We start from the raw sequence: 2,275 nt of genomic DNA, 5'->3' as shown, positions 1-2,275 counted from the left end.
CCCCGGCAGGGGCGCCGCCCGACCCGACGCGAGGACCCCCGTGACCGTGACCGACGCCGTACCCCCCGCCCTGGTCGAGCTCGCCGAGAGGTGTGGGGTCGCCACGAGCTACACCGATGCGCGCGGAGTCCGACAGGACATCACCGCCCGGACCCTGCGCGCGGTTCTGGCCGCGATGGGCGTCCGGGCCGGCGATGACGACGACGAGAGCGGCACCACGGCCCGTGAGGCCCTCGAGGAGAATCGTCTGCGGCCGTGGCGGCGGGTGCTCCCACCGACGATAGTGGCGAGGCGGGGGGCGGGCGCCAGGTGCGCGGTTCATGTCCCACGCGGTGCCACGGTGACGCTGTCGGCCCATCTCGAGGACTCGGCCGCACCGCTCGATGTGGAGCTCCCCGACACCCCTGCCGAGTCGATGGAGGTCGACGGCGTGCTCGTTGACCGCGTCGGCCTCGACCTCCCCGCCTCCCTCCCCCTCGGATGGCATCGGCTCGTCGCCGTGGTCTCCGAACCGTCAGCTCCCGGATCCCGGACGGTCGAGTCCACCCTGCTGGTGGCCCCGCAATCGATACCGGTTCCCGCGGACCTCACGCGACGCCGCGCGGCCGGTCTGGCCGCGCAGATCTACCAGGTCCGGTCCGAGCAATCGTGGGGGGTCGGGGACCTGGCCGATCTGGCCGACCTCGCCGGCTGGGCGGGCCGGGACCTCGGAGCCGACTTCGTCCTGGTCAACCCGATGCACGCCGGGGAGCCGTTCCCGCCGGTGGAGCCGTCCCCGTACCTACCCACCACGCGTAGGTTCGCCTCGCCTCTGTATCTCCGTCCCGAGCAGATTCCGGAGTACACCGCCCTGCCGGATGAGGACAGGCGGAGGATCGATGATCTCGCGCAGTCACAGCACCCGCACAACTCCCGGGACACCATCGACCGCGACTCCTCCTGGAGTGCCAAGCTCGATGCGCTGCGGATGGTGTTCTCGGCTCCCCTGTCGGATGATCGGGCACGGGAGTTCGACGCCTTCGTCGTCGAACAGGAACCCGGTCTCCATCGCTTCGCCACGTGGTGCGCGCTGGCGGCCGAGGCGGGCCCGGACTGGTCGCGGTGGCCCGAGGATCTCCGGGATCCGGACTCCGACGCGGTGGCGCGCTACGCGCACGACCACGCGGAGGAGGTCCGTTTCCACCAGTGGTTGCAGTGGCAGGTCGCTCAACAGCGTGCAGGGGCGCAGAGGGCGGCCCTGTCGGCGGGGATGCGTCTGGGCATCCTGCACGACCTCGCCGTCGGGGTTCATCCCACCGGCGCCGACGCCTGGGCCCTCCACCGCTCACTGGCACGCGGGGTCACCGTGGGCGCGCCGCCGGACGCCTACAACCAGCTGGGCCAGGACTGGTCTCAACCCCCGCTGCGACCGGACGCGCTCGCCGAGGATGGCTACCGACCGTTCCGGGACATCGTGCGCGCTGCGCTGCGGGACTCGGGAGGGATCCGGATCGACCACATCCTCGGGCTCTTCCGACTCTGGTGGATACCGTCGGGACTCGCGCCCACCGAGGGAACCTATGTGCGCTACGACCACGAGGCGATGATCGGGGTCCTCGCTCTGGAGGCGTCACGTGCCGGAGCCGTGGTCGTGGGAGAGGACCTGGGGACCGTCGCACCGGGGGTTCGGGAGGAACTGTCCGAGCGAGGAGTCATGGGAACCTCGGTGATGTGGTTCGAGCAGGAGGATGGCCGGCCGACGCCTCCGGAGGACTACCGGCGACTGTGCATGGCCTCGGTGACGACCCACGACCTCCCCCCGACTGCAGGTTATGTCGATCTCGTCCACGTCGACGTCCGCGAGGAGCTGGGCCAGCTGACGGGCGATGCGGAGCAGGAGCGCCTCGATGCCGCGGCCGAGATCCGTTCCTACACCGAGGCGGTCAGGCAGCGCGGTCTCCTCGAGGGCGACAGCCCGGAAGACCTGGTGGTGGCGCTCCACGCCTTCCTGTCCGCGGCGCCCTCTCTCCTGTACGCCGTGTCCGTCGCCGACCTGGCTGGAGATCGCCGGCCGGTCAACATGCCGGGGACGTCCGAGGAGTACCCCAACTGGCGTGTCCCGCTCACCGACAGCCGGGGTGCGGTGGTCTCCGTGAAGGGACTACGTGACTCCGGCCTTGCGGGGCGGGTGTGGGGCGCGGTGGCCGGTGAAGGTGGGGTGGTATGACGAGAGCCCCCGGGTCGCGTGATGCGATCCGGGGGCTCTCGTGTGAAGTTGTGTTCGGCGGTGACCTAC

The 2,275-nt window shown here is 70.9% G+C and carries 1 protein-coding gene; it reads left to right on the top strand.

Annotation, left to right across the window (positions count from 1 at the left end; translation table 11 throughout):
- Positions 1 to 40: 40 nt before the first annotated feature.
- Complete coding sequence (gene malQ, locus G6017_RS05685) at positions 41 to 2,206, top strand: 4-alpha-glucanotransferase (protein ID WP_524536250.1); 2,166 nt, start codon at positions 41 to 43, stop codon at positions 2,204 to 2,206.
- Positions 2,207 to 2,275 lie beyond the last annotated feature (69 nt).

It is taken from the genome of Dietzia sp. B44, from assembly GCF_014145245.1.
GTDB classification, from domain to species: domain Bacteria; phylum Actinomycetota; class Actinomycetes; order Mycobacteriales; family Mycobacteriaceae; genus Dietzia; species Dietzia natronolimnaea.
This window is presented reverse-complemented; position numbering and strand designations above follow the sequence as displayed.